Annotated in this window: 18 protein-coding genes; 9 read left to right on the plus strand and 9 right to left on the minus strand. The window is 54.8% G+C overall.

Annotated features, from left to right (window positions below; translation table 11 throughout):
• Positions 1 to 10: 10 nt before the first annotated feature.
• From accC to coq7, 8 genes are all read left to right on the plus strand, one after another.
• The gene (accC, locus tag ACJJIL_RS20015) at positions 11 to 1,351 is read left to right on the plus strand and encodes an acetyl-CoA carboxylase biotin carboxylase subunit (protein WP_445360600.1); all 1,341 of its coding nucleotides are present in this window, start codon (positions 11 to 13) and stop codon (positions 1,349 to 1,351) included.
• A 150-nt stretch (positions 1,352 to 1,501) separates the two neighbouring features.
• Positions 1,502 to 2,383 carry a 50S ribosomal protein L11 methyltransferase gene (prmA, locus tag ACJJIL_RS20020; protein ID WP_445360601.1) on the plus strand — a complete coding sequence of 294 codons (882 nt, stop codon included), beginning with the start codon at positions 1,502 to 1,504 and terminating at the stop codon, positions 2,381 to 2,383.
• Between the two features lie 75 nt (positions 2,384 to 2,458).
• The gene (locus ACJJIL_RS20025; RefSeq protein WP_445360602.1) at positions 2,459 to 3,694 is read left to right on the plus strand and encodes a DUF3426 domain-containing protein; all 1,236 of its coding nucleotides are present in this window, start codon (positions 2,459 to 2,461) and stop codon (positions 3,692 to 3,694) included.
• A 205-nt stretch (positions 3,695 to 3,899) separates the two neighbouring features.
• Positions 3,900 to 4,892 carry a tRNA dihydrouridine synthase DusB gene (dusB, locus tag ACJJIL_RS20030; protein WP_444918907.1) on the plus strand — a complete coding sequence of 331 codons (993 nt, stop codon included), beginning with the start codon at positions 3,900 to 3,902 and terminating at the stop codon, positions 4,890 to 4,892.
• On the plus strand, positions 4,889 to 5,197 hold the full coding sequence (gene fis, locus ACJJIL_RS20035) for a DNA-binding transcriptional regulator Fis (RefSeq protein ID WP_020411495.1): 309 nt from the start codon (positions 4,889 to 4,891) through the stop codon (positions 5,195 to 5,197). Before dusB ends, fis begins: the two co-directional genes overlap by 4 nt.
• Before the next feature lie 143 nt (positions 5,198 to 5,340).
• Positions 5,341 to 6,912 carry a bifunctional phosphoribosylaminoimidazolecarboxamide formyltransferase/IMP cyclohydrolase gene (gene purH / locus ACJJIL_RS20040; protein WP_444918906.1) on the plus strand — a complete coding sequence of 524 codons (1,572 nt, stop codon included), beginning with the start codon at positions 5,341 to 5,343 and terminating at the stop codon, positions 6,910 to 6,912.
• A 191-nt stretch (positions 6,913 to 7,103) separates the two neighbouring features.
• Positions 7,104 to 8,408 carry a phosphoribosylamine--glycine ligase gene (gene purD, locus ACJJIL_RS20045; RefSeq protein WP_444918905.1) on the plus strand — a complete coding sequence of 435 codons (1,305 nt, stop codon included), beginning with the start codon at positions 7,104 to 7,106 and terminating at the stop codon, positions 8,406 to 8,408.
• 56 nt (positions 8,409 to 8,464) lie between these two features.
• Entirely contained in the window at positions 8,465 to 9,109 is a 645-nt protein-coding gene (coq7, locus tag ACJJIL_RS20050) for a 2-polyprenyl-3-methyl-6-methoxy-1,4-benzoquinone monooxygenase (RefSeq protein WP_444918904.1), read from the plus strand.
• 84 nt (positions 9,110 to 9,193) lie between these two features.
• On the opposite strand, the gene ACJJIL_RS20055 is transcribed toward coq7, so the two are convergent.
• Positions 9,194 to 9,601 carry an OsmC family protein gene (locus ACJJIL_RS20055; RefSeq protein WP_282934442.1) on the minus strand — a complete coding sequence of 136 codons (408 nt, stop codon included), beginning with the start codon at positions 9,599 to 9,601 and terminating at the stop codon, positions 9,194 to 9,196.
• Positions 9,602 to 9,902: 301 nt separating this feature from the next.
• Between ACJJIL_RS20055 and crp the strand changes: the two genes are divergently transcribed.
• Positions 9,903 to 10,553: a cAMP-activated global transcriptional regulator CRP gene (gene crp, locus ACJJIL_RS20060; protein WP_051089460.1), complete on the plus strand. Its 651-nt coding sequence runs from the start codon at positions 9,903 to 9,905 to the stop codon at positions 10,551 to 10,553.
• A 78-nt stretch (positions 10,554 to 10,631) separates the two neighbouring features.
• On the opposite strand, the gene trpC is transcribed toward crp, so the two are convergent.
• The 8 genes from trpC to ACJJIL_RS20100 form a co-directional block, all read right to left on the minus strand.
• Entirely contained in the window at positions 10,632 to 11,429 is a 798-nt protein-coding gene (trpC, locus tag ACJJIL_RS20065) for an indole-3-glycerol phosphate synthase TrpC (RefSeq protein ID WP_413665837.1), read from the minus strand.
• Positions 11,423 to 12,472: an anthranilate phosphoribosyltransferase gene (trpD, locus tag ACJJIL_RS20070; RefSeq protein ID WP_444959253.1), complete on the minus strand. Its 1,050-nt coding sequence runs from the start codon at positions 12,470 to 12,472 to the stop codon at positions 11,423 to 11,425. The genes trpC and trpD overlap by 7 nt, the downstream gene beginning before the upstream one ends.
• Positions 12,473 to 12,545: 73 nt before the next feature.
• Complete coding sequence (locus tag ACJJIL_RS20075; RefSeq protein ID WP_444912048.1) at positions 12,546 to 13,124, minus strand: anthranilate synthase component II; 579 nt, start codon at positions 13,122 to 13,124, stop codon at positions 12,546 to 12,548.
• Positions 13,121 to 13,984: an ion transporter gene (locus ACJJIL_RS20080; protein WP_444895314.1), complete on the minus strand. Its 864-nt coding sequence runs from the start codon at positions 13,982 to 13,984 to the stop codon at positions 13,121 to 13,123. The genes ACJJIL_RS20075 and ACJJIL_RS20080 overlap by 4 nt, the downstream gene beginning before the upstream one ends.
• Positions 13,971 to 15,491, minus strand: a complete 1,521-nt coding sequence (gene trpE, locus ACJJIL_RS20085) for an anthranilate synthase component I (protein WP_444959252.1) — start codon at positions 15,489 to 15,491, stop codon at positions 13,971 to 13,973. Before trpE ends, ACJJIL_RS20080 begins: the two co-directional genes overlap by 14 nt.
• A gap of 231 nt (positions 15,492 to 15,722) precedes the next feature.
• Positions 15,723 to 16,385, minus strand: coding sequence for a ribulose-phosphate 3-epimerase (gene rpe, locus ACJJIL_RS20090; RefSeq protein ID WP_444892691.1), 663 nt, complete (start codon positions 16,383 to 16,385; stop codon positions 15,723 to 15,725).
• A 19-nt stretch (positions 16,386 to 16,404) separates the two neighbouring features.
• Positions 16,405 to 17,112 (minus strand): nucleotidyltransferase family protein, encoded by a 708-nt coding sequence (locus ACJJIL_RS20095; RefSeq protein WP_445360603.1) that lies wholly within the window; start codon positions 17,110 to 17,112, stop codon positions 16,405 to 16,407.
• A 38-nt stretch (positions 17,113 to 17,150) separates the two neighbouring features.
• Positions 17,151 to 18,224 carry an aminoglycoside phosphotransferase family protein gene (locus tag ACJJIL_RS20100; RefSeq protein WP_445360604.1) on the minus strand — a complete coding sequence of 358 codons (1,074 nt, stop codon included), beginning with the start codon at positions 18,222 to 18,224 and terminating at the stop codon, positions 17,151 to 17,153.
• Between the last annotated feature and the right edge of the window lie 44 nt (positions 18,225 to 18,268).

An 18,268-nucleotide genomic window follows, 5' to 3' on the forward strand; every position in this document is an offset into this window, starting at 1 on the left:
GTAAGTCACAATGTTCGACAAAATCCTAATCGCCAACCGCGGCGAAATCGCATTGCGGATTTTGCGCGCCTGTAAAGAGATGGGCATCGCCACTGTGGCGGTGCACTCTTTGGTAGACCGCAATCTCAAGCATGTACGCCTGGCCGACGAATCTGTATGCATCGGCCCCAACCCATCCCCGCAGAGCTACCTAAATGTGCCGGCCCTGATCTCCGCCATGGAAATCACCGACGCAGTAGCCGTGCACCCCGGCTATGGCTTTCTCGCAGAGAACGCGGACTTCGCCGAACAGGTGCAAAAGAGCGGCTTTACCTTTATTGGCCCTGACCCGGATGTGATCCGCCTGATGGGGGACAAGGTGTCTGCAATTGCCGCCATGAAAAAGGCTGGCGTTCCCACCGTTCCAGGCTCTGACGGCCCGCTGCCCGATAATAGCGAACGCTGCATGGAGATCGGCCGCAGCATCGGTTATCCGGTCATTATTAAAGCTGCCGCCGGTGGCGGTGGTCGCGGCATGCGCGTAGTGGAAAGGGAAGAGGAACTGGTGAACGCGATTGCCGTGACCAAGTCCGAAGCCCAGGCGGCCTTCGGTGACGGCACCGTCTACATGGAAAAATTCCTGCAGAATCCCCGCCATGTTGAGATCCAGGTAATGGCCGATGGCCAGGGCAACGCCATCCATCTGGGCGATCGCGACTGCTCCCTGCAGCGCCGCCATCAAAAAGTTTTGGAAGAAGCCCCAGCTCCGGGCATTCCCGATAAGGTACGCGAGCAGGTACATGAGTCCTGTGTACAAGCCTGTATCGATATCGGCTATCGCGGCGCGGGTACTTTTGAATTCCTGTATGAAAATGAGCGCTTCTACTTTATCGAAATGAACACCCGTATCCAGGTGGAGCACCCCGTTACCGAAATGGTAACCGGCGTCGACCTGATCAAGGAGCAGATTCGGGTTTGTGCCGGTGAGAAGCTATCCCTGAAGCAGGAAGATATCGTAATCAAAGGTCACGCCTTTGAGTGCCGTATCAATGCCGAAGACCCACAGACCTTCTTCCCCAGCCCCGGCAAGGTAAACAACTTCCATATGCCTGGCGGCCTGGGTGTGCGGGTCGACTCCCATCTCTACTCCGGATACTCGGTACCCCCCAACTACGATTCCATGATCGCCAAGCTGATCACCCATGCGGAAGATCGTGAAACCGCGTTGGCGCGTATGCGTGTGGCCCTGTCGGAACTGGTAGTGGACGGCATCAAAACCAATATTCCCCTACAGGAAGAGTTGGTACGAGATGAAAACTTTGCCAAGGGTGGGGTCAATATCCACTACCTGGAGAAGAAGTTAGGTCTTTAAGCGCTCGCCAGCCGGGGCAAAGTTAGCGAGAATTGCGGCAAACATAACGACACTGAACCTTGCCATGGATGGCGTGGCAAGCGTCGTTATCTGAGTGCGGCCCGGCCGCAACAATGCCGTAAACATCGCTATAACAATTCCGGAATAATTATGCCCTGGCTACAACTCCGCGTGGACACCGACCGTGATCACGCGGAAAAAATCGAAGACGCACTGCTTTTTGCCGGTGCCGTATCTGTCACCCTGCAAGACAACGCTGACCAACCGATCCTTGAACCCGGGCTCGGAGAGGTGCCCCTATGGGAGCAAACACGGGTTACCGGGTTGTTCGATGCGGAAGTGGATACCTCAGTTACCGAGGCAAAAGCAGCTTCCTTCCTATGCGAAATGTTGCCCAATGCCCGCTGGGAGCAACTTGAGGACAAGGATTGGGAGCGAGAGTGGATGACCCACTACAAACCCATCCAGTGCGGCCCCAATTTGTGGATCTGCCCCAGCTGGTGTGAGCCACCACAGCCGGACGCCGTGAACCTGCTGCTCGATCCGGGCCTAGCTTTCGGCACTGGCACGCACCCAACTACTTTCCTATGTCTGCAATGGTTGGCGCAGCAAGAGCTCGCAGGTAAGAGTGCCATCGACTTCGGTTGCGGCTCGGGCATTCTGGGGATTAGCGCACTACTACTGGGAGCAGAGCGAGTTCTCGGCACCGATATCGATCCCCAGGCATTGCTCGCCAGCCGCGACAATGCCCAGCGCAACGGCATAGACCCCGAGCGCTTCCCGGTCTACCTGCCAGAACAAATGCCGAGCGAAGCCGCCGATGTTATGTTGGCCAATATCCTCGCCGGTCCCCTGGTAGAACTCGCCCCTCAACTGATACAGCTCACTCAATTGGGCGGAAAAATCTGTCTGTCCGGCATCCTCAGTTCTCAGGCAGAGCAGGTGAAAAATGCTTACAGCGAATGGATTGAGTTCGATCCTGACGGCGAACACGAGGGATGGGTCAGACTGACAGGCAAGCGGGTGCGCTAAATGCGCTCCCCAGCACTACGCGGGACCCCTTTGGGCTGATAAACTTGGCTGCTAAATAAACTGCGCTCTAGTCGAATGTCTCAACTGGTAACCCGCTGCCCTCATTGCAGCACATCATTTCATATTAATGACCAGCAACTGCGCGCTGCCCGCGGCGCCGTTCGCTGTGGGTCTTGCCTGCAGGTGTTTCGCGCAGACGAAAATATCGTTTTCTCAGAAAGTGATAGCGAGAGCCGCAATGATTTGGAGGCTTTGCTGGAAGACGATGACTTCCTGATCCACGACGATATCGAGCTCGACGAGGACGAACCCGCCACCCCGCCATCTCCACCAGCTGTAGATCAAACTGCCGGTCGGGAGAGTGCAACCAATGAGGGGGCACCTGACAGCGCGCCCAAATCTGAACCAAAAGAATATAGTGCAGCAGCGCAGGAATTAATTGGTGACGCCTTTGGCGACCATGAGTGGCAGGAGCTGGAAGCATCTCACACCGAAGAGGAAGCAGAACCCGAAGAGGACCTGGATAAAATCCTCAAGCCGGACTGGGAAGAACTTCCTGATTTTGATTCTGACCCTTCGCCCGAGTACAACGGCCAACCTGAAGTACCGGAGTTTGAAACTTCTAGCTCCCTCGCTGAGGAATCGTCTTGGGACAACAATGAGCCTGCAGTATCAACCGAGTCTGTAGATACACCTCCCCCCACTGAGGAAAGCCGCCAGGAGCCTTACTTCGGTGGCGAATCTACCACTGCTGAAGAGCCGCAGCGGGAGCAATTGATCTCAGCCATCCAGCCCGCGCCTGTGGAGATGTCGTGGGGAGTCCCCAAAAAGAAACGCACAGCCTCTCCCTGGCTATGGCGTGCATTGATTCCCCTATCGATCCTCGGCATAGTGATTCAGGTTGCATACTTCCAGTTCGATAGCCTCAGCCGCAAACAGCCCTGGCGCGACTTCTATGCTGCCGCCTGCCCACTATTCGGCTGCACCTTACCTCAACTAAAAGATACCCGGGCGATCCAGGCCACAAACTTAATGGTGCGTACCCACCCGCAGCTGCAGGGCGCCCTGGTAGTGGATGCAGTGCTGCTAAATACCGCCCCCTACGCGCAACCCTTCCCCAACCTGTTGCTGAACTTCAGCGACCTGAAGGACAAGGCTGTGGCCAGTCGCCGGTTTACCCCGAACGAGTACCTACAGGGGGAGTTGGCCGGACGCAAACTAATGCCCCAGGACAGCCCCATTCATATCGCGATTGAGGTGGTTGACCCCGGTGCAGAAGCGGTAAACTACGAGTTGAACATCACTCACTGAGCGCACACAAGCACCCCGGCCAAGTTTTTAGCAAAGGGGATTTGGCGCCATAAACAACCAAACCTGCGCATTCAGCAGGCTAAATGAACAGTGTTCGATCAAATTGCCCGCTTTTTCGCTTTGCCATTACCGGGCCAGCCGCTATCATAGGCGGCTGTTTTGCCGGGGCACAGATTGCCCTTCCTACAGCCCAAATGGAGCTACCGTGTCTACTGCCATTGGCCCCTATATTATCGACAACCCGGTAATTCTGGCGCCCATGGCCGGTGTCACCGACCGCCCCTTCCGCCAGCTGTGCCGAGAACTCGGCGCCGGATTGGTGGTTTCGGAGATGGTGACCTCGGACACTCGCCTGTGGAACAGCCGCAAGTCCCGCTTGCGCCTGGATCACGGTGGCGAAGCGGCGCCCATATCGGTGCAGATCGCCGGCGGAGATCCTGAGATGATGGCGGAAGCCGCTCGGGAGAATGCTCGTCGCGGCGCGCAAATCATCGATATTAATATGGGTTGCCCGGCAAAAAAGGTGTGTAAGAAAGCAGCGGGCTCCGCCCTGCTGCGGGATGAAAAGCTGGTAGCGGATATTCTTCAAGCCGTGGTCCAGTCTGTTTCCGTCCCGGTGACGCTAAAGATCCGCACCGGCTGGTGCCCGGATTCCCGCAATGGCGTCACTGTAGCCAAAATGGCCGAGGATTCCGGGATCGCTGCACTGGCGGTTCACGGTCGCACTCGCGCCTGTGGCTACCACGGACAGGCTGAATTCGATACCATTGCCGAAATTGTATCCAGGGTAGAAATCCCGGTTTTTGCCAATGGCGACATCTGCAGTGCTGAGAGAGCCCGAGAGGTGCTCGATTACACTGGCGCATCGGCGGTCATGATTGGCCGTGCAGCACAGGGACGACCATGGATTTTTCGGGAAATAGCCCACTATCTCGCCACTGGCGAGCGGCTACCCGAACCGACATTGGATGAAGTCAGGAATATTTTGCTCGCCCATTTGGGCGAACTACACCGATTCTACGGTGAAGTGATGGGGGTCCGTATCGCTCGCAAACATGTGAGCTGGTACTTGAAGACGCTCGCGGATAGCGAGTCCTTCCGCAAGACCTTTTTCCAAATAGAGAGTGCAGAAGTACAACATGCCAGCGTTCACGAGTGGTTTGAACGCCGAATAACGAGAGGGGCACAAGCGGCATGAACAACGAAGTATTAATTCCGGATACTGGCAATGAAGAAGTATCCTCCAGGGGACAGACTCAACTGGCACAGCCACAGCAGCAGTCCCTGCGCGATGCCGTCGAGCACGCAATGGAGAACTACTTCCGCCACCTGGATGGCCAGATGGTAACCGATGTCTACGACATGGTGCTGTCGGAGATCGAAGCGCCCATGCTCGAAGTGGTGATGAAATACACCCGTCACAACCAGACCCGCGCCGCGCAATTACTGGGTCTCAACCGTGGCACCCTGCGCAAGAAGCTGAAGCGCTACGGCCTGCTGTAAGCTTCCCACCGAGCGAAATTTTGAAGGGGGATGAGGTAACTCATCCCCCTTCGCTATTTTCCCGGCAGCGTTTTTGTTGCCACAGTGGACAACCGCTAAAACCCTTTAAACATCCTTTTCGAAAACCAGTTGGATCAAGTGCAATGACAGACAAGGTTTCCATCCGCCGCGCTCTAATTAGTGTCTCTGACAAGAGTGGCATTGTAGAGTTCGCTCAACAGCTCTCCGCAATGGGGGTTGAGATTCTTTCCACCGGCGGAACCCACCGCCAGCTCAAGGAAGCGGGTATTCCCGTGGTAGAAGTTTCCGACTACACCGGCTTCCCCGAAATGATGGACGGCCGTGTCAAAACTCTGCACCCGAAAGTACACGGTGGCATTCTGGGGCGCCGTGGTACCGATGATGCCATCATGGGCGAGCACGGTATCACCCCGATCGATATGGTGGTGGTTAACCTCTACCCCTTCGCTCAAACCGTTGCCAAACCCGACTGTTCCCTCGAAGATGCTATCGAGAATATCGATATCGGCGGCCCCACCATGGTTCGCGCTGCCGCCAAGAACCACAAAGATGTCACTATCGTGGTCAATGCCAGCGATTACGGCAACATCATCGAAGAAATGAAAGATAACGATGGCACCTTGAGCCACGCCAGCCGCTTTGACCTTGCGGTAAAAGCCTTTGAGCACACGGCGGGCTATGACGGCGCTATTGCCAATTACCTGGGCGCCATTAAAGGCGAAGAAAAGCAGCTGTTCCCGCGCACCTACAACAGCCAATTCATCAAGAAGCTGGATCTGCGCTACGGTGAGAACCCGCACCAGAAATCCGCTTTCTATACCGAAGCCAACCCAGCTGAGGCCAGCATTTCCACTGCTACCCAGTTGCAGGGTAAAGAGCTGTCCTACAACAATATCGCCGATACCGATGCCGCGCTGGAGTGCGTCAAGTCCTTCGAGCAACCCGCTTGCGTTATCGTTAAACACGCCAATCCCTGTGGTGTGGCAATTGCTGAAGATATTCATAAGGCCTACGACCTGGCTTTCGCTACCGACAGCGAATCTGCCTTTGGCGGTATCATCGCCTTCAACCGAGAGCTGGATGGCGCCACTGCCCGCGCTATCGTCGAGCGACAGTTTGTTGAAGTCATCATCGCACCGTCAGTCTCCGAAGAGGCCAAACAGGCCGTTGCCGAGAAGAAGAACCTGCGCCTGCTGGTATGCGGCCAGTGGAGCAGCGAGCGCACCCCGGCACTAGACTACAAGCGCGTTAATGGCGGCCTGCTGGTTCAGGACCGCGACGACGGTCTGATCACGGCTGCTGACTTGAAAGTAGTCTCCAAGCGCCAGCCCACTGAAGAAGAAATCCGCGATCTGCTGTTTACCTGGAAAGTGGCCAAGTTCGTAAAATCCAATGCCATCGTATACGGCAAAGACGGTCGCACTGTGGGTGTAGGCGCAGGCCAGATGAGCCGCGTAAACTCCGCACGCATCGCCGCGATCAAGGCCGAGCACGCCGGCCTCGCTGTTGCAGGGTCCGTTATGGCTTCCGATGCCTTCTTCCCCTTCCGCGACGGCATCGATAATGCTGCCACTGTGGGAATCCAGGCGGTCATCCAGCCCGGCGGTTCCATGCGCGATGAAGAAGTGATCGCCGCAGCGGACGAGCACAATATGGCCATGGTATTTACCGGCATGCGCCACTTCCGCCACTAAGATTGTACGCCCGCAAATGCTCACTGCTGCGGGCTATGATCAACGGGCTGGGAAGTATCGATACTTCTCAGCCCGCACAAATCATTGGAATCCAGGGGCGAGACTCAGGCCTCAGAATCAATTCCACGTTAAACTAGCACACCTATAACCTGTGCAATGGACCGGATCGGTCGACTTAGGGGGATTTAAGAATGAACGTATTGGTTATCGGATCAGGTGGCCGCGAGCACGCCCTGGCGTGGAAAGCAGCGCAAAACCCAAATGTCGGCACCGTCTATGTTGCCCCGGGCAACGCCGGCACTGCCCGCGAACCCAAGCTGGAAAATATCGCAATCGGTGTGGATAACTTCGCCGCCCTGGCAGATTTCGCCGAGGAAAACGGCGTAGAGCTAACGATTGTCGGCCCGGAAGCACCGCTGGTAGAGGGTGTTGTCGATTTCTTTAATGCCCGTGGCCTCGCCATTTTTGGCCCCAGCAAAGGCGCCTCGCAACTGGAGGGCTCCAAAGCCTTTACCAAGGACTTTCTCGAGCGCCACAAAATCCCCACCGCTGCCTACCGCAATTTCACCGAAGTGGAGCCGGCGGTTGCCTACATTCGCGAGCGCGGCGCGCCCATCGTGGTTAAAGCCGACGGCTTGGCTGCGGGCAAGGGTGTAATCGTTGCCGAAACCGAAGAGCAGGCTGAGCTCGCTGTACGCGATATGCTGTCTGGAAACGCCTTTGGTGAAGCCGGCTGCCGCGTGGTTATCGAGGAGTTCCTCCAGGGTGAGGAAGCGAGCTTTATCGTGATGGTGGATGGTGAAAACATCCTGCCGATGGCCACCAGCCAGGATCACAAGCGCGTTGGCGATGGTGATACCGGCCCCAATACGGGCGGTATGGGTGCCTACTCCCCGGCACCGGTGGTGACCGACACCATTTACCAGCGCATTATGCAAGAGGTTATCGAGCCCACAGTTAAAGGCCTGGCCTCTGAGGGCACACCCTACACCGGTTTCCTCTACGCCGGCCTGATGATCGATAGCGACGGCACCCCGAAGGTTATCGAGTACAACTGTCGCTTTGGCGATCCGGAAACCCAGCCAATTATGATTCGCCTGAAATCAGACCTGGTCGACCTGTGCATGGCTGCTCTGGACAAGAAGCTGGACACTGTCACTGCTGAGTGGGATCCCCGCCCAGCCCTGGGTGTGGTACTTGCCGCGCACGGCTATCCCGGCAGCTACCGCAAAGGCGACGCCATCAGCGGCCTGGACAAAGCAGACAGTGACAACGCCAAGGTCTTCCACGCCGGTACCGCACTGGATGGTGAGCGCGTAGTCACCAATGGTGGCCGGGTGCTGTGCGCTACAGCATTGGGGGATACCGTCGCTGAAGCTCAGGAAAATGCCTATGAATCAGCTCGGGCTATCTACTGGGACGGCGTGTTCTTCCGGAAAGATATCGGCTACCGCGCTGTCGAAAGAGAAAAGGTTTCTGCAGAGCAGCAGGACTAACAGCTGGCATCGGCGGCCGCTCATCAGCGGTCGCCTCTGACAGGGAGCAGAATACTATGAGTAAACGCAGCCTCAGCGGACTCGACCGCCTGTTAATTCAAGCGGATCGGGCTCTGCGCACCCTGAGTCCCGGCGAACCCTGCCACGGCCGGGCATCCCCGGCGAAGGGTGAAGCCGAGATAGACCTCACCGACAGCGAACGCAAACACGCCGCTGGCCTTATGCGGGTCAACCATAGCGGTGAAGTCTGCGCCCAGGCGCTCTACCAGGGCCAGGCCCTGACCGCCAAGCTGCCCGAGGTGCGGGGGGAAATGGAGCGCGCTGCCGATGAGGAGATCGACCATCTGGCCTGGTGTGAACAGCGCTTGAAGGAATTGGACAGCCGCCCCAGCCTACTCAACCCACTGTGGTACGGCATGTCCTTTGGGCTCGGCGCCGCCGCCGGGAAAATCAGCGACCGAATCAGCCTCGGTTTTGTGGCCGCTACGGAAGACCAAGTGTGTAAACATCTTGAGAGCCACCTCGAAAAGCTTCCCGCCGACGACAAGAGAAGCCGTGCGGTAGTGGAACAGATGTTAATTGACGAAGACGAGCACGCCCACGCTGCACTGGCCGCCGGTGGTGCCCGCTTCCCCACTCCGGTAAAAGGAGTGATGTCTCTCGTATCCAAAGTGATGACTTCGGCCAGTTATAAAATCTGACCGTTACTCTTCAATCATTAAAACGACTTGGAGTTTAGGGAGGTTACGCCCAGTTTCCTCCCTCCCTTCCCGGCTAATTTCTCTTCAAGCTTCTTCAACGCTGTAGCTGTGCACAATCTCGACACCCGCATTGCGCAACATGATGGAGCCTGAGCAGTATTTCTCTGCGGAGAGTTCCACTGCACGGGCAACATGGGATTCCTTCAATCCGCGACCGCGCACTACAAACTTCATTTCAATTCGCTCAAACGGCGATGGGGTTGTATCTGGGCGCACACCTTCCAGTTCACAATGACAGGAAATAATGTCTTGTCTCGCCTTCTGTAAAATACTCACCACATCGTAAGCCGCGCAGCCACCGACGCCCAGCAAAATCATTTCCATCGGGCGCACACCATTATTTGTGCGGCCGCCTTCCATCACTACCGAATTACCGCTGCCAGCTTCACCGACGAAGGTTAAATCATTTACCCAGGTTACTTTACCCTGCATCACTCCACTCCCATTAAAACTTCAGCGGCGAAGCTTAGCATATTGGCGAAGTCTATCCCGGCACCTGTATGTTTCCGGTATAGTGTCTGGTACGCCTCCGCGCGAAAGCCGAATGACGCACGATCAAATGCTTTTTCTATGAACGCATCGTGGTTTATGAAGTCCAAGCGACCCAGTGCCATAGTGTCACAGGTCACACTGCGGAACTTTGCCGCGGTCAGCCCCTGTTGGGGATTTTGTTTTCGCGCGATAATTCAATAGTGCTCAGCTGCTAAAGCCGGGATAGAGCACAAGACAAAAAATGAGGAATAAATCCGTGACGGTTGCTATCGAAGACCCCATGACTATCGGCAATATTGAAGACTTTCTGGCCCACTGCCACCGGCGTCGCTACCCGGCCAAGAGCACAATTATCTATGCTGGCGACCGCTGTGAATCCCTTTATTTCATTATGCGCGGTTCCGTTACAGTTCTGATTGAGGACGATGAAGGCCGCGAAATGATCGTTGCCTACCTCAACGACGGAGACTTTTTCGGTGAGATGGGCCTGTTCGATCAGGACACCCGCAGTGCCTGGGTCCGCACCAAAACCGAGTGTGAGGTGGCAGAAATCTCCTACACCAAGTTCCAGGAACTCACTCGCCAGCACCCAGAGTTTCTTTTTGCCCTGGCCACCCAAATGGCAGGCCGCCTGCGCAACACCACGCGCAAAGTTGGCGATCTCGCCTTCCTCGATGTGACCGGACGTGTCGCTCGCACCCTGCTCGATCTCTGCAATGAGCCGGATGCAATGACTCACCCCGAGGGCATGCAAATAAAAATCACCCGCCAGGAAATTGGCCGTATCGTCGGCTGCTCCCGGGAAATGGTGGGCCGCGTATTAAAAACCCTGGAAGAACAGGGCCTGGTTTCCGTTAAAGGTAAAACCATGGTGGTGTACGGTACCCGCTAGTAACCGAATAAATACACCGCATAAAAAAAGGGCGATTTTTACATCGCCCTTTTTTATTTCTGCTACTGGAGTAAGCGGTCAGTTAAACATTTCCATCAGTTTCCTGCCCGGCTCCTCCTCCCGCATAAAGGCCTCTCCCACCAGGAAAGCATTGACGTTATGACCGCGCATCGCCGCAACATCATCTGTGGTATGAATACCACTTTCCGTGACCACAAGACGGTCTTCGGGGATCAAGTCCAGTAACTTAAAGGTATTTTCCAGCTGCACATCGAAAGTGTGCAGATTGCGATTATTGATGCCGATTAAGCGGTTAGGTAATGCCAGGGCCCTCTCCAACTCCTTGTGGTTATGCACTTCCACCAAGACATCCAAACCCAACTCCAAAGCGAGCCCGTTGAGATCCGCCATCTGTGGATCTTCCAGGCAGGCTGCAATCAGCAAAATACAGTCGGCCCCAATCGCGCGAGCTTCATAGATTTGGTAGGGATCAACGGTAAAGTCCTTGCGCAGCACCGGTAGGCGTACGGCATCTCGGGCCTGCTGCAAGTAATTATCTGCGCCCTGAAAAAAGTCGACATCGGTTAGTACTGACAGACAAGCCGCGCCACCTTTTTCATAGCTGGTAGCAATTTCTGCAGGAAGGAAATCCTCGCGAATCACGCCTTTACTGGGAGAGGCTTTTTTAATTTCGGCAATTACTGCAGCCTCACCAGTGGAAATCTTGCGATCCACTGCATCGACAAAGCCTCTCGCCGGTTCCTGATCCCTGGCGCGAAGGCGAACTTCGTCGGTGGAGCACTCAGCCTTGCGCTCAGCAACCTCTTGCCACTTGCGCTCGACAATTGTTTTTAAAATGGTCGGTGTACTCACGATTGAATTTCCTCTGGGCGAAACGCACTGGTAAACGCGGCAAGATCGTTAATTTTCTCTCCGGCGAGACCGCTGTCGATAGCATCTTGTGCCATAGCGACACCTTGCTCTGCAGAGTGCGCAACGCCGCTGACATAAATTGCCAGGCCTGCGTTAAGCGCAATAATATCCGCGGCTTTTTGCCCCGCCTCAGTATTGCGCTTACCCAGCGCATCGCGAATCAGGGCCAGGGAATCCTCGGAACCAGAAACACTAAGATCAGAGAGGTCACGGCGCTGCAAGCCAAAGTCTTCAGGCTTGAGGGTATATTCCTGCAAGGCACCATCCTTTAATTCCACAGCAAAGGTATCCGCAGCAATACTGGCTTCATCGAGCCCGTCTTCACTATGTAAAATCAGCACATGCTCTGAACCGAGCTTTTGCAAAACTTCAGCCAACAGGCGGCAGTAGCGCTTGTCATACACACCGATTACTTTGCGCTTTACTCCCGCCGGATTTGTCATCGGCCCGAGTAAATTGAAGATGGTACGCAGTCCCAGCGCCTTGCGCGATGGGCCAACGTGGCGCATCGCATTGTGAAAGCTGGGCGCAAACATAAAGCCAATACCGATAGTCTCTACGCAACGCGCCATCTGCGAGGGACTCAATTCCAAAAATACGCCGGCGTGCTCAAGCAGGTCCGCAGAACCACTACTGGACGACACGGAGCGATTGCCATGCTTGGCTACCTTAGCTCCGGCAGCAGCGGCCACAAAGCTGCTCGCACTGGACACGTTAAACAGATTGGCGCCATCGCCGCCGGTGCCGACAATATCAACTGTGTTTTCCAGGTCGAGCTCAACCTTTACCGCCAGCTCACGCATGGTTTCCACTGCGCCGACAATTTCATCGACTGTCTCACCGCGTATACGCAGTGCTATAAGGAGTGCGCCTATCTGTGACTCCAGCGCTTCGCCATGCATAATCTGGCCCACGGTTTCGCGCATTTCTTCACGAGTAAGGTGTTCGCCATCCACCAGTTTGGCAATGGCCTGTTGAATATTCATTTTTCCCCCTTTGCCCCACTCTGGTTATTGATTCTGGCGGGACCTGCCCGCCGCGCACTTGTTCTTCCGGCCCTCAAGACTCGATAAAGTTTCTCAACATATCGTGACCGTGCATGGTGAGAATTGACTCAGGATGAAATTGCACCCCTTCTACTGCTAATTCCCGGTGCTTCACGCCCATGATCTCGTCAATTTCACCATCCTCTGTCTCAGTCCAGGCAGTGATCTCCAGGCATTCCGGTAAACTGCTTTTCTCCACTACCAGTGAGTGATAGCGAGTCGCCTCAAATGGGTTGGACAAACCGTGGAACACCCCCAAGTTGTTGTGCACTATAGGGGATGTTTTGCCGTGCATAACCTGCCGGGCACGAACTACCCTGCCACCGAAGACCTGGCCAATACTCTGGTGCCCCAAACAAATACCCAAAATAGGGATACTGCCGGCAAAACGGCGAATGGTATCGAGAGAAATACCCGCCTCATTGGGAGTACAGGGACCCGGCGAAATCACGATTTTCTCTGGCGCCATTGCCTCGACTTCATCTAGGGTAATTTCGTCGTTGCGTTTCACCACCACTTTTGCACCCAGCTCTTCCAGGTACTGCACTACATTCCAGGTAAAGGAGTCGTAGTTATCGATCATTAAAATCATTGCGCGGCCCCCTTAGCCTCTGGTTGATAAGTGGATTCTTCCATTCTTTTTTGCAGGCGTGCGAGAGAGGCCTGGGTCGCGCGGAGTTCGCGCAGGATTTCGGTCTGGCTTGGAGGCAGACACATTTCATCCATACGTCGCAATTTGGCCTCTTCCAGGTTATTCAAGACTACACCGATAAAGAGGTTAATCATTACGAACGCCCCCATGACCACAAAGCTGACGAAGTAAAGCCAGGCCCAAGGCATCGAATCCATCGCGGTATACATAATATCCGTCCAGTCCTCGAAGGTGACAATGCGGAATAAACTCAAAAATGCGATGGGTAAAGTGCGCCAGTGAGTTGGATCAATATCGTGAAATAGGAAATAACCCGCTACACCATAGATATAGAAAATGATGCTCATCAACAAAGCAATGTGCATCATGCTTGGCAAACTGCGCAAAAGCGTGTCCACCAGTGTGCGGAGTTCCGGGAATGCAGACACCAGCCGCAAAACCCTTAATACCCGCACCAAGCGCGCCAGGGTAGCTAGCGGCCCTGTAGCAGGAATCAAACTCAGTGCAATAATAGTAAAATCAAAGCAATTCCAACCACTGGCAAAGTAACGCCAGGGACGGGCCCCATGGGCAAAAATTTTAACCAGCGCCTCAATAACAAATGAGGCGAGAATCAGTTGATTAATAGCGCCCAGCAGCGTACCAAAGCGCTCCGTCACCCAAGTGGAAGTCTCTAACCCAACAGCGACGGCATTGAGCAGAATCATTCCGATAATGATTTGGTTAAATAACGGCGCTGCGACAACTCGCTCGCAGCGTTCAGCCAGGGTCAACTTTTGAGAAATACTAACTTCGCTCATCTTGCTCGATCTTTAAAGGGTCACTACTCTTACTACTCTTGGCCAGCGCCATACCGGCAGCGCGGAAAAGCGCTCGGGCCTTATTCATTGTTTCATTCCACTCTGACTGCGGATCGGAGTCCGCCACCAGGCCAGCTCCCGCCTGCACATATAGTCGGCCATCCTTGATAACTGCTGTACGAATGGCGATAGCGGTATCCATATTGCCATTCCAAGCCAGGTAGCCAACCGCCCCACCGTAAATGCCACGCTTTTCTGGCTCCAGCTCATCGATAATTTCCATAGCGCGAATCTTGGGGGCGCCCGACAGGGTACCAGCCGGCAGTGCCGCGCGCAGAGCGTCCATGGCGGTGAGGCCCGGCTTTAACCGGCCGACAACATTGGAGGTGATATGCATCACGTGGGAATAGCGCTCGACAAACATTTGGTCGGTGACTTTAACACTGCCAGTATCAGCCACCCTGCCGATATCATTGCGCCCCAGGTCAATCAGCATCAGATGTTCGGCGAGTTCTTTGGGATCTGCCAACAGCTCTTCCTCCAGGGCAAGATCCTCCTCCTCAGTGGCTCCCCGATGGCGGGTTCCCGCCAGAGGTCGCACAGTCATTTCTCCCTCTTCTAAATGCACCAAAATTTCTGGGCTGGAGCCCACTACATGGTGGTCACCCAGATCGAGGAAATACATATACGGCGAAGGGTTCAAACTGCGTAAAGCACGGTAAAAATTGAGTGGCGGCGCATCGAAAGGCGCAGACAGGCGCTGGGAGGGCACCACCTGCATCACATCACCGGCAAGCACATACTCTTTAACCCGGTCTACTGCGCGCTTAAAGTTGTCCTCGCCAAAGTGGGATTGGAATTCGCTCTCATCAATGCCGCGCCCATGCAAATCGAGGGGCACAGTATCCGGCAGCGGTTGCGCTAACTGGCCAACCAATTGGTCCAGGCGCTGCTGGGCTTTTTCATAGGCTGCTTCTTCAGCGGTATTTGCGTGGACAATCAGAATTACCGCACCGGCAAGATTGTCAAAAACCACCAATTCATCGCTGACCATCAACAGGATATCCGGGTTACCCAGGGTATCCGGCGGAGTACTGGCGGCCAGACGCGGTTCGATATAGCGCACGCAGTCATAGCCAAAATAGCCCACCAGCCCGCCGTTAAAACGGGGCAGATCCGCTAATTCAGGCACCTGATAGCGCTGCTGAAACTGTTCAACAAACTCCAGAGGGTCGGCGGCGCTGTGGCTCTCTACAACCTCACCATCAGTTTCCACGGTGATGTCAGTGCCCTTAACCCTGAGCAAAGTCCGCGCAGGTAAACCAATAATGGAATAGCGCCCCCATTTCTCCCCGCCCTGAACCGATTCCAGCAAATAGCTGTAACGGCCTCCGGCCAGTTTCAAATAGGTGGACAGTGGCGTTTCAATATCCGCCAGTACGCGCCTTACCAGGGGGATACGGTTATAACCCTCAGACGCAAGTTGAGCGTATTCAGTAGGGGTCATGGAGACTCCGATCAATTTTTCATTCTTTATGATTGGCGCCAGAGTATAAGCAGCGCCCACGGGAAAGGTGCCTCAATCGCCAAACTCGATTGGGCCTCAGCAGGTCAGTGGCGCCATCGCCAACTGTTTGTCAGGGAGAAAGAGTGGTTCACGGAAATTCCCTCAGTGCAGGCGCACAAGTTAACAAATCCCGTCTATGGCGGGCAAGAGATTGCCCGCCAGTTTTGTAAATTAAGCCAAACTCTTACGCATGGCTGCAATCACTTCAGCGTAGTCCGGGGTATTGAATATGGCAGACCCAGCGACAAAGGTATCTGCTCCAGCTGCAGCAATTTCGGCAATATTGTCGCGATTCACACCGCCGTCGATCTCAAGGCGAATATCAAACCCAGACTCATCAATCAACTTGCGGGCTTCTTTTAACTTGGTCAGGGTATTGGGGATAAACTTCTGCCCACCAAAGCCCGGGTTCACCGACATCAGCAGGATCATATCCAGCTTATCCATTACATACTTGGCCGCATCGAGGCCACTGGCTGGATTGAACACCAGCCCGGCTTTACAGCCGAGACTGCGGATCAATTGAAGGGAGCGGTCCGGGTGACGAGAGGCTTCTGGGTGGAACGTAATATAGGTAGCTCCGGCATCGGCGAACATGCGAATCATTTCATCCACCGGCTCCACCATCAGGTGCACATCAATCGGAGCCTCAACACCGTGTTTGCGCAGGGCCTGGCATACCATAGGGCCAATCGTGAGATTTGGCACATAGTGATTGTCCATCACATCAAAATGCACCCAGTCCGCTCCGGCTGCCAACACATTGTCCACTTCCTCACCCAAACGTGCGAAATCTGCGGAGAGAATAGAGGGGGCGATCTTGTAATCTGACATCAAAATATCCTTTGGTAACTCAACTTTCGCCAGTCAGTCGGCGATCTAAATTTTCCAGGCGCTCGGGGGTTCCCACATCGCACCAGTCCCCCTCATAGAGTTCAGCTTGTAGCTTATCCTCATTAAAGGTGAACACTTCCCCAAGCCCAAAGCATTCGCGACGCTTAGGGTATTCAGTGAGGGTTTCAGCTCGCAGCCAGCTAATACCCGCAAAGGTATAGCGGGGCTTGGCTGTACCCGACAGCAAGCCACCTTCTATGCCAAAATCTCCATCGGGGTTATGGGGAGGATTAGGGACCATCAAAAGACGCCCAGGGCAAGACTCCGGCAGCGGCCTCTCGATCCATTGCGACAGGTCATAGTCACACCAGACATCACCATTAACCACTAGAAACGATGAATCGCCGATCAGTGGCAGCGCCTTGAGAATCCCACCGGCAGTTTCCAGTGGCTCCTCCTCATGTTCGACGGAGTAGTGAATATCCACCCCCCAGCGAGAACCAGAACCGAGCTGTTGACGAATTTTGGGTCCCAAGTAGCCCAGGTTAATCACGACCTTTTGCACACCAATAGCTGCCAAGCGCTCAATTGCAAATTCAATCAGGGGCTTGCCGGCAATCGGCAGCAGAGGCTTTGGAGTTTGGTCCGTCAGTGGGCGCATACGGCGCCCAAAACCTGCTGCCAATACCATGGCAGTCAAAGGGGAATTCTCTTTGGGTTTGCTCATTAAATTAATCTGTACAGTTTTCGTACGGCCTACTTCGGCTAGTCACCGGCACAGCGGTAATCGCTGTACCAGGGCAAAGGCTCTATCTGCGGCAGTAGGGTGCCGCTGAACCAATCAGTAAACGGCTCCAGCTCTGGGTAGCGCTCAGCGGTTTCCAAAACATAGCGAATCACCAGCGGCAGGTGCTGCAAGTATCCCTGCTTTCCATCACGCAGACTGAGGCGCGGGAACAGACCCAGCACTTTAATATGACGCTGTAGCCCCATCCAGTCGAACCAACGAAGATAAAGTTGTGGGTCCACAGGCTGCATAACACCCGCCGCTTCAGCGGTCGCGATGTAAGCCAGCACCCAGCGCTCTACCCGCTCGCGGGGCCAACGGATATAGCAATCTTTGAGCAGAGACACCAGATCGTAGGTGGCGGGCCCCCACACTGCGTCTTGAAAATCGACAATCCCCGGCCTTTCCCCGTCGCGGATCATCAGGTTGCGACTGTGGTAATCCCGGTGAACAATCGTGTGAGGCTGCTCCTCCGCACTGTTAAGCAACAATTCAAAGGTTTGCTCCAGCAGCTTTTCTTCCCGCTCTGAAAGCTGGTAGCCAAGTAGCTCTCGCACCAGCCACTCAGGCATAACCTGCATTTCCTTAAGAAGTAGTTCCCCACTATAAGTTGGGAATAATTGTTCCTCAAAAGGGATTTGCTGCAGGCATAAAAGTTCACTCATTACCTCTGCGTAGAGTCCCTCAACACTGTCGCTGTTGAGCACGCTATATAACTGGGTATCCCCCAAGTCTTCCAGCAGCAGGTACCCCTCTGCGGTGTCTGCAGCAACCACCATCGGCGTATGAATACCATTGCGGCGCAAGTAATCAGCCAGAGCCACAAAGCGGGCGGGGTTAGTCAATTGGGGGGGAGTATCTACCGCTATCAGTGACGGCTCGGTTAGAGTGCGAAAATAACGGCGAAATCCAGCATCTCCCGCCAGGCTCGATAAATCAGCCGGAGCCTCCATACCCAGGGCAACGCCAACCCACTCACTCAAGGCATTGCGTCTGGGATCGGAGTCGATCTCGCACCCTTGCTCAACTTCACTGCTCGATCTTAGGCTCATCTTATATTCCAACTGTTTCTAGCTGCATTTTAACCCCGAGCCTC

The organism is Microbulbifer maximicatervae (SeqCode), assembly GCF_052468095.1.

Bases quoted from the DNA above. Each gene is read 5' to 3' on its own strand.
- ACJJIL_RS20100 (WP_445360604.1), bottom strand. From the start codon at position 18,224: ATGAGCCTAAGATCGAGCAGTGAAGTTGAGCAAGGGTGCGAGATCGAC.
- rpe (WP_444892691.1), bottom strand. From the start codon at position 16,385: ATGTCAGATTACAAGATCGCCCCCTCTATTCTCTCCGCAGATTTCGCA.
- accC (WP_445360600.1), top strand. From the start codon at position 11: ATGTTCGACAAAATCCTAATCGCCAACCGCGGCGAAATCGCATTGCGG.
- fis (WP_020411495.1), top strand. From the start codon at position 4,889: ATGAACAACGAAGTATTAATTCCGGATACTGGCAATGAAGAAGTATCC.
- ACJJIL_RS20055 (WP_282934442.1), bottom strand. From the start codon at position 9,601: ATGCAGGGTAAAGTAACCTGGGTAAATGATTTAACCTTCGTCGGTGAA.
- ACJJIL_RS20095 (WP_445360603.1), bottom strand. From the start codon at position 17,112: ATGAGCAAACCCAAAGAGAATTCCCCTTTGACTGCCATGGTATTGGCA.
- trpD (WP_444959253.1), bottom strand. From the start codon at position 12,472: ATGAATATTCAACAGGCCATTGCCAAACTGGTGGATGGCGAACACCTT.
- prmA (WP_445360601.1), top strand. From the start codon at position 1,502: ATGCCCTGGCTACAACTCCGCGTGGACACCGACCGTGATCACGCGGAA.
- ACJJIL_RS20080 (WP_444895314.1), bottom strand. From the start codon at position 13,984: ATGAGCGAAGTTAGTATTTCTCAAAAGTTGACCCTGGCTGAACGCTGC.
- ACJJIL_RS20025 (WP_445360602.1), top strand. From the start codon at position 2,459: ATGTCTCAACTGGTAACCCGCTGCCCTCATTGCAGCACATCATTTCAT.
- purH (WP_444918906.1), top strand. From the start codon at position 5,341: ATGACAGACAAGGTTTCCATCCGCCGCGCTCTAATTAGTGTCTCTGAC.
- crp (WP_051089460.1), top strand. From the start codon at position 9,903: ATGAGGAATAAATCCGTGACGGTTGCTATCGAAGACCCCATGACTATC.
- purD (WP_444918905.1), top strand. From the start codon at position 7,104: ATGAACGTATTGGTTATCGGATCAGGTGGCCGCGAGCACGCCCTGGCG.
- trpE (WP_444959252.1), bottom strand. From the start codon at position 15,491: ATGACCCCTACTGAATACGCTCAACTTGCGTCTGAGGGTTATAACCGT.
- ACJJIL_RS20075 (WP_444912048.1), bottom strand. From the start codon at position 13,124: ATGATTTTAATGATCGATAACTACGACTCCTTTACCTGGAATGTAGTG.
- coq7 (WP_444918904.1), top strand. From the start codon at position 8,465: ATGAGTAAACGCAGCCTCAGCGGACTCGACCGCCTGTTAATTCAAGCG.